Consider the following 7,171-nt stretch of genomic DNA (forward strand, 5'->3'; position numbering starts at 1 on the left):
ATCAGTATATTGACACTCTTGTTACTCCTTTTATTTTTAAAAATTCATTTATTAAGTCGCCCTGTACTGGCTTTTCAGTAATTATTGTTAATATTGGTGCTTTTTGAAGTGCAGTATCTTCAGCGTAAGCTTGCCTTATGCCAATTCCTTTTTGTGAAATCAGATTTGTTGTTGCAGCAAGTATTCCCTCGCTTTCAGATCCAACTTCTATTTCTATTACACCCAAATCAAGATTTTTTGCAATGTTTTTCAGTAATGTTCCTGCAGGAATAATATTTGAGAATATATTTTTTAATTCATTATCTTCTTTTATAACTTCAATTGTTGATTTAATTGCTCTTCTGTCAACTTCTGCTGCTGTTGCTAATGCTTTATCACTGATTTTCAAATTTCCGCAGTATATTTTTCCATCATCGTTAATGGAAAGGCCAAGTTCAATCATTTTTTCTGCAACTCTTATTCTTGCAGGATATTTTTTAAATTTTTCATTGACTTTTTCCCACATTTTAATCATCATTCCAACTTTTTGTACATTTAAGTTAAAATATGTTCGAAATGGTATTTATAAATTTTGAAAATCTAAAAAAATTTCGATAAAATGGACAGGTATTATGAAAAATTCTTTAAAAATAGTTAGAAGTAGGCTAGATGGGATTCGAACCCATGACCTCCCGGTTATCAGCCGAGCGCGCTAACCAAGCTGTGCCACTAGCCTATATAATTAGTGTGACAGTTAACTGTCAACACTTATACTTATATTTATTACTATATATAACTCTTTCGGTTATTTATAGATTTTAGTTAATTTTTTAAAAATTATCTGTTAATCATTTCGTTAATGGAGTCAGCCATAGCGTGTCCTTCAACGATGATTTTCACATTTTCAATACCTTCAACGTTTTCAGCTCTTACCTTAGCATCAGCTGCAATACGGGTGATACTCATACAACCTGGATTGGTTGGTTTAAGGATAATTTCAGCTTGGTCTCCATCTACAGTAATGTTTTGTACAATTCCCATTTCTACAATACTTATGCCCATGTGAGGGTCATTAATTACAGAAACAGCGTCTTTAATATCATTTGCTAAATCTTCTGACATGTAATTTAGTCTCCTATTTTTTGTATTAATAAGTATTAATATTTCTCATATTTATATATGTTGTTATATTAACAAAAGGTTATTTAAATCTATGTTTGATTTTAACACCTATTCCGTTATCACATTCCTCCATCTCACGGCCGGTCATGATTGCCTTGCCGACTCCAATCACATCATTGTCTTTAACAACAACTACTTCGTCATTAGGAATGATGTTGTGGTCTGCTTTTTGGATTCCTGGTGCAAAAACAGTATTGGTTTCCAAATTGAAATCTATATTTACAATATTAATTCCCAATTCTTTTAATATTTCTCCACCTGGGAGATTTAATCTAAATAAACCATGATCTTTATTGAGTAATGCAAGCTGTTTGCCGTCTGATAAAATTCTTTTGTGGTACATTCCTTTGGTTTTCACATTGTCCGGAATGAATTTGTCTCCATTTTCACCGAACTGGTATTTTGCTATTGACCTTAATTCATGCAGTGTCTTTTCTCTTCTGCTGATTTTTTGATGGTTTTTAAGTTCCATTCTTAAATTATAAAGGGATTCGGGGGATGTTGGTCTTTCATCCACACAAACATTGACAAAATCATCGCAATATGCTTCAAGGGATTGGAGGTATCCTCCTGCAAGATTTGCTACAATTTTTTTCCCTTTTGTGTATTTTTCAATCAGTTTCCCGCTTTCTTCAATTTCATCCACAGACCATTTGCCTGTGGTGCTGACATCATAAGATTGAATGGGGAATGTATTTTCAAGTTCCCTTGGACAAATCCCAAAAGGGGAAGTTACAATCAGTTCCTGAAATGAACGTGTCAGTTTTCTAAATTTCTGATGGGATTTTGAATTGGAATAAGGTTTTTTCATACTGCAGGGCAACAATACAACGGTATCACCAAGAGGCTCCATCATTTCCATCCTTTGTCTCCATCTAACTGCCTCAGGGCGGTACAATGATTCTTCACTTGAGCATATTACTTTCATGTTATTCCTCAAAAGGTTTAATCAATTCATTATCAAGTTCTATCAGTCTTTCTATATTGTCTTCCGGATCTTTGATTCTGCGCTTCCATTTTACAATAACGAAATCAACATCCACTTCTTCACTTCCGCTAATCAGATTGTCTGCATGAGCTACAATTTTTTCTTCAAGAGTCTCTGGAACGTAAGATTTTTTAGGAAGACCGAGTTTCACGGCTTCACTTTCGGTAATGCCTGCGCCAATGTGTCTTTCAATAATATTTAAAACGTCCTCATCGTAACCATATGTGCGGGCAATTTCAACGCCGGCAATAGCATGGTTTATGTCATGGGTTCTTGACCGTCCGATATCATGCAGAAGTGCACCTTCGCGGATTAACTCTAAATCTGCATCTTCAAAATTAGAAGCTATTTTCATAGCTTTTCTACAAACTGCCTTTGAATGTTCAATAACATTTTCTGGAGTATTTTCTTTTTTAAGTAATTCTATTTCCATTTGCATCGCTTTAACTATTTTTTTTATTAAAGGATTTAAAATTACTTTCAACCATTTTTATGTCTTCTTTGAGTTGTTTGATGTTGGCGGAATTGTCCTGGAATTCCAATTCTTCCATACATATCGGGCATAAAAATTCATAATCGGTAGCCGCATCAAAATCAAGTCTGACATGGCCTTGAGGACAGATGAAAAACATGTTGTTTTCTTCATGTTCCAGTTCATCATTAAGCATTTTCAAATATTGTTCTGAATCTCTATTAATGTGGTTAATGACTTCTTCTTTTTCAAATTTCCAGGAATATGTAAACCATTGGGTTTCAGGGTCTTTACTTCTTTTATAACTAGCTAATCCTAAATCGTAAAGTTTATAAAGTATTTTTCTAACAATATTTAATTTGATTCCAGTTTTTTTGGCGATTTCTTCATCAGTTTCCACACCGTCGATTAATGCTTCAACAATAGGCAAATTACTTTCATCTTCAACAACGTTGGTTAATAATGTCTTTACTAATGGATCATCTATCATTTAATTTCCCCTAAAACACTTTTTTCATTTTAGACTAAAATAAAAAATAATTTTAATATTATTGTTAAGTTTTGTTTTTTGTAATATTTATTGTTTTCTAATTATCACTGCAGGGGTGTGGGTAATGGAGTCAAGTGCTTCAACAGTAACTTCATCGATTTCTGTTCCAAGCACTGCTTTGACACTATGGATGGTTTTCATTTCGGTTGCTAATGATTTTTGATAGTCTTCAGCAATGTTTGCTATTTTAAGTGCAGTTTCAACGTCTATTTCTTCACTGCATCCAAGGGGTGTTGATCCCATATTTTCAGACAGCTGCCCTTTGAAATATCCGAAAAATCCGTTGTCAGCATCGATTCCGTCAATTGCAATTGGCAGGCCTGTAAAGTATTTGCCGTTTTTCATATATGTTGCATCAGTATCAATAATCATGACACAGACGTCCTTTCCGATTTCCTCTTTAATCTCCTTTGCAACTTTTTCAGGATTTTCTGGAAGAAGGGATACAAATGTTCCCGGAGAATTACTCAAATCAATTCCAGCTTCTGAAGCAGGTTTTAAGGCATGTTTTAAACCGTACAATTGAAGTACTACTTCTTTGTGGGCTTTCGTTTCTTCGGGCAGTCTCCTTAAGTTTTTAATAGTCCTTTCCTTGATTCCTAAAGCGGGTCCCAGAACATATCCCCAAAGATATTTGCTCCATACTGTTGTTAAAAATTTTGCGGTTAGTGAAGGTGTGTATTCTGATTCATCCACCAGTCTGTTTTGTGAAACTGAAATTGGGGTCTCAGCTATTACCAGATAATCTCCCTCCCGCATCAGTTCTTTTGCAGGTTCTATTATAGAATTTAAATTTTCATTCGGTTTAATGTAGCCTGTTTCAATAGGAATAACAATATATTCTCCATTAATTACATGTTTTATATTTTCTAAATCATTCATAAAAATCTTAAATAAAATTTATTACTAATATATAATATAAAATAGATTATAATAAATTATCTATTGGGGTAAATATCATGGCAAGAAAATTCATAACATATTTTGATAAACAAGGTGATGATTACACTGACGAATTGATTTTGGCTGTTAAAGACAAATTGGAAATTTGCGATAACATCAAATATATTTTGATAGCTTCTTCATCCGGAAAATCAGCATTAAAATTAAGAGAAGCTATTGATGATGATAACATCACTATAATCAATGTTTCACATAATGTAGGATTCAGCGGAGATAACGAATCAGACATTTCCGATGAAATGATTGAAAAATTAGAAAATGTTGGGGTAAAAACTTATCAGGGTTTGCATGCATTCAGCGGAGCTGCAAGAGGCGTCACTAATAAATACGGAGGTTATTCTCCATTGGATGTTGTGGCAGATACATTAAGAATGTTTTCTCATGGTGTAAAGGTTGCTGCTGAAATATCATTAATGGCTAGTGATGCGGGTCTTATTCCTGTAGGTGAAGAAATAATTGCTATTGGTGGAAGGGCTCATGGTGTCGACACTGCAGTTATTTTGACTCCGGTCAACTCAAAAAATTTATTTAACATGCAATTCCATGAAATTATTGCGATGCCAAGGGATTAATTATTTTTTTAATTTTTTGCAAAAATTTCGTAGTAGTTTAAATAATAGTTGCATTTAAATATTAGTTACGATAGAAATATTTAACAATTATTTTAATAGCAGAGTATGTGGGGTTAGTTTGTGAAAATTATAGATGATGCAATCAAGGAATCCGAACAGAGAATGGAAGAGAAACAGCCAGAAAAAATCTCTTCTGACATAGATGAAGATTTAATTAATATTATTCAAGGCGTAAAAACTAATATTTTTGTTGTTGGTGCTGGAGGAGCAGGAAACAACACTATTTCAAGATTAAACGAAATGGGTATTGAAGGTGCAACAACTATCGCTGTCAATACCGATGCTCAAGATTTATTTTACTGTCAATCAAGTAAAAAGATCCTTTTAGGAAGACAAACTTCCAAAGGTTTAGGAGCAGGTGGAGAACCTTCCGTTGGTGAAGAATGCGCTGAAGAAAGTGAAGATGAAATTAGAGATGAATTAGAAGGCGCAGACATGGTATTTGTCACCTGTGGTCTTGGTGGAGGTACCGGTACAGGTTCCGCTCCGATTATTGCTAAAATTGCTAAAAAATTAGGAGCATTAACTGTTGCTGTTGCTACAATGCCATTTTCAGCTGAAGGAATTAAAAGAAGAGAAAATGCAGAACAAGGTTTAGAAAAACTTCAAGAAGCTGCAGATACTGTTATTGTAATTCCAAATGATAAATTATTAGAAGTTGCCCCTAACTTGCCATTAAATAAAGCATTTATGGTTTCTGATGAAATCTTAGGAAGAGCAGTTAAAGGAATAACTGAATTAATCACTAAGAAAGGTCTTGTAAGTTTAGACTTTGCTGATATCAGAAGCATCATGAGTGGTTCCGGAATGGCTATGATTGGTATGGGCGAATCTGATTCTGGAGATAGAGCTTTAGAATCTGTACATGAAGCTTTAAGCAGTCCATTATTAGATATCGACATTTCAAACGCAACTGGCGCTTTAGTTAACATATCTGGTAGTTCAGATTTAACATTACATGAAGCTGAAAAAATTGTCCAGGTTGTTGCAGACAAATTAGATCCTGAAGCAAATATTATTTGGGGTACTCAAATTGATGAAAGTCTCCAAAATATGGTTAGGACTACTGTTGTTGTTTCAGGTATTAAAACTGGTTATGATTCTGATGATGAACCAAATATCGATTATTCAGATGATGTTCAAGAATCTGAACCAGCAAATGATCAATTAGATGATTTCATTGATGGAATTTTCTAATTCCATTTCTTAATTTTTTTCATTAAATGCAAACATTTATTAATGTTTAAATTATAAATTATTTTATTACTATTATTTTATTATAATTGATTAAATTATGATTATTTCATAGTTTTTTTATTTTGGGTTATTTAAATGAATGTACAAGAAAGTTTTGATAAATTTATAAAAGACAGTAAAAGAGTTTTAAAAGTATCAAGAAAGCCTGATGCAAAAGAATACCGTGAACTCGCTAAAGTAGTTTCTATTGGGATACTTATTATTGGTGTAATGGGTTATGTAATTGTTTTATTAGGTTCATTAATTGGTTTATAAAACCAATTTTTTCATTTTTTGATCCCTTTTTTTATAATAAAATTTTTGTAATTTTCTATTTTACTTAAAATATCTATTTTTTTAAAAACTTTTATATACTATAAAATGAATAGATATTCATATTATAGAATTCTAATTTTCAAGAATTTTTATTATCTTGAATAATTAAGGCTTTTATAATAACTTTTAACTTAGTGTATGAATTAATCTTTTTGGATTAAATAAACTAATAATTTAAAATTGTTTATTAATCAAATGGATAATTTTTTAAACCCTGTTGAAGAAGGGGGATAGCTTAGTAAATTTTCACATTATTGTGAATTACCTGAGAACCACATTTTTGTGGAACTTCATTAACTTAGTCAAATATTAAAATAGGTGAATTTTTCATGGAAGAATCTAATAGTTCCATATATGCTCTTAAGACCTCTGCAGGTCAAGAAAGGAATGTAGCTAGACTTTTAGCTCGTAAAGCTAGAACCATAGATTGTGTAGGTATTTCCTCAATTCTTGTTCCGGAATCTTTAAAAGGGTATATTTTAGTTGAATCTTCAACAAAAATAGATCTTAGAAACCCTGACTTAAAAGTACAACATTTAAGAGGTGTTGTTGAAGGTAGTGTAGGTATTACTTTCGATGAAGCAAAAAGATTCTTGAAACCAGAGCCAATTATTTCCTCTATTCAAAAAGGAAGTATTGTCGAGCTTATCTCTGGACCGTTTAAAGGTGAAAGGGCGAAAGTGGTTCGTATTGATGAATCACGTGAAGAAGTCGTCCTTGAGTTAATAGAGGCAGCAGTACCTATTCCGGTTACTGTTAAAGCTGATCAAATTAGAATAATTCAAAAGGAGGCTGACTGATGGCTAAAGATACAGTCGAAGTTCTTATCGAAG

The 7,171-nt window shown here is 32.7% G+C and carries 10 protein-coding genes and 1 tRNA gene; 4 read left to right on the forward strand and 7 right to left on the reverse strand.

Annotated features, from left to right (window positions below; translation table 11 throughout):
* Nucleotide 1: 1 nt before the first annotated feature.
* The 7 genes from QZU75_RS09065 to QZU75_RS09095 all read right to left on the reverse strand — a co-directional run bounded on the left by QZU75_RS09065 (nucleotide 2) and on the right by QZU75_RS09095 (nucleotide 4,053).
* Nucleotides 2-517 carry an amino acid-binding protein gene (locus QZU75_RS09065; protein ID WP_296883172.1) on the reverse strand — a complete coding sequence of 172 codons (516 nt, stop codon included), beginning with the start codon at nucleotides 515-517 and terminating at the stop codon, nucleotides 2-4.
* Between the two features lie 123 nt (nucleotides 518-640).
* Nucleotides 641-715: transfer RNA gene (locus tag QZU75_RS09070), tRNA-Ile, on the reverse strand.
* 101 nt (nucleotides 716-816) lie between these two features.
* A complete protein-coding gene (locus tag QZU75_RS09075; RefSeq protein ID WP_296883174.1) occupies nucleotides 817-1,101 on the reverse strand; it encodes an iron-sulfur cluster assembly protein in 285 nt (94 codons plus the stop codon).
* 79 nt (nucleotides 1,102-1,180) lie between these two features.
* On the reverse strand, nucleotides 1,181-2,089 hold the full coding sequence (locus QZU75_RS09080) for a DUF5591 domain-containing protein (RefSeq protein WP_296883176.1): 909 nt from the start codon (nucleotides 2,087-2,089) through the stop codon (nucleotides 1,181-1,183).
* Nucleotide 2,090: 1 nt separating this feature from the next.
* Nucleotides 2,091-2,582: a TIGR00295 family protein gene (locus QZU75_RS09085; protein ID WP_296883178.1), complete on the reverse strand. Its 492-nt coding sequence runs from the start codon at nucleotides 2,580-2,582 to the stop codon at nucleotides 2,091-2,093.
* A gap of 10 nt (nucleotides 2,583-2,592) precedes the next feature.
* Complete coding sequence (gene tfe, locus QZU75_RS09090; protein ID WP_296883179.1) at nucleotides 2,593-3,111, reverse strand: transcription factor E; 519 nt, start codon at nucleotides 3,109-3,111, stop codon at nucleotides 2,593-2,595.
* 87 nt (nucleotides 3,112-3,198) lie between these two features.
* Complete coding sequence (locus QZU75_RS09095; protein WP_296883181.1) at nucleotides 3,199-4,053, reverse strand: coenzyme F420-0:L-glutamate ligase; 855 nt, start codon at nucleotides 4,051-4,053, stop codon at nucleotides 3,199-3,201.
* 77 nt (nucleotides 4,054-4,130) lie between these two features.
* Between QZU75_RS09095 and QZU75_RS09100 the strand changes: the two genes are divergently transcribed.
* The 4 genes from QZU75_RS09100 to QZU75_RS09115 all read left to right on the forward strand — a co-directional run bounded on the left by QZU75_RS09100 (nucleotide 4,131) and on the right by QZU75_RS09115 (nucleotide 7,138).
* Nucleotides 4,131-4,706: a pyruvate kinase alpha/beta domain-containing protein gene (locus QZU75_RS09100; RefSeq protein WP_296883183.1), complete on the forward strand. Its 576-nt coding sequence runs from the start codon at nucleotides 4,131-4,133 to the stop codon at nucleotides 4,704-4,706.
* A gap of 120 nt (nucleotides 4,707-4,826) precedes the next feature.
* Nucleotides 4,827-5,963, forward strand: coding sequence for a cell division protein FtsZ (ftsZ, locus tag QZU75_RS09105; protein WP_296883185.1), 1,137 nt, complete (start codon nucleotides 4,827-4,829; stop codon nucleotides 5,961-5,963).
* Between the two features lie 135 nt (nucleotides 5,964-6,098).
* Nucleotides 6,099-6,278, forward strand: coding sequence for a protein translocase SEC61 complex subunit gamma (locus tag QZU75_RS09110; protein ID WP_296883186.1), 180 nt, complete (start codon nucleotides 6,099-6,101; stop codon nucleotides 6,276-6,278).
* Nucleotides 6,279-6,667: 389 nt separating this feature from the next.
* Nucleotides 6,668-7,138: a transcription elongation factor Spt5 gene (locus QZU75_RS09115; protein WP_296883188.1), complete on the forward strand. Its 471-nt coding sequence runs from the start codon at nucleotides 6,668-6,670 to the stop codon at nucleotides 7,136-7,138.
* Nucleotides 7,139-7,171: the final 33 nt, after the last annotated feature.

Source organism: uncultured Methanobrevibacter sp., from assembly GCF_902764455.1.
Classification (GTDB): Archaea; Methanobacteriota; Methanobacteria; order Methanobacteriales; family Methanobacteriaceae; genus Methanocatella.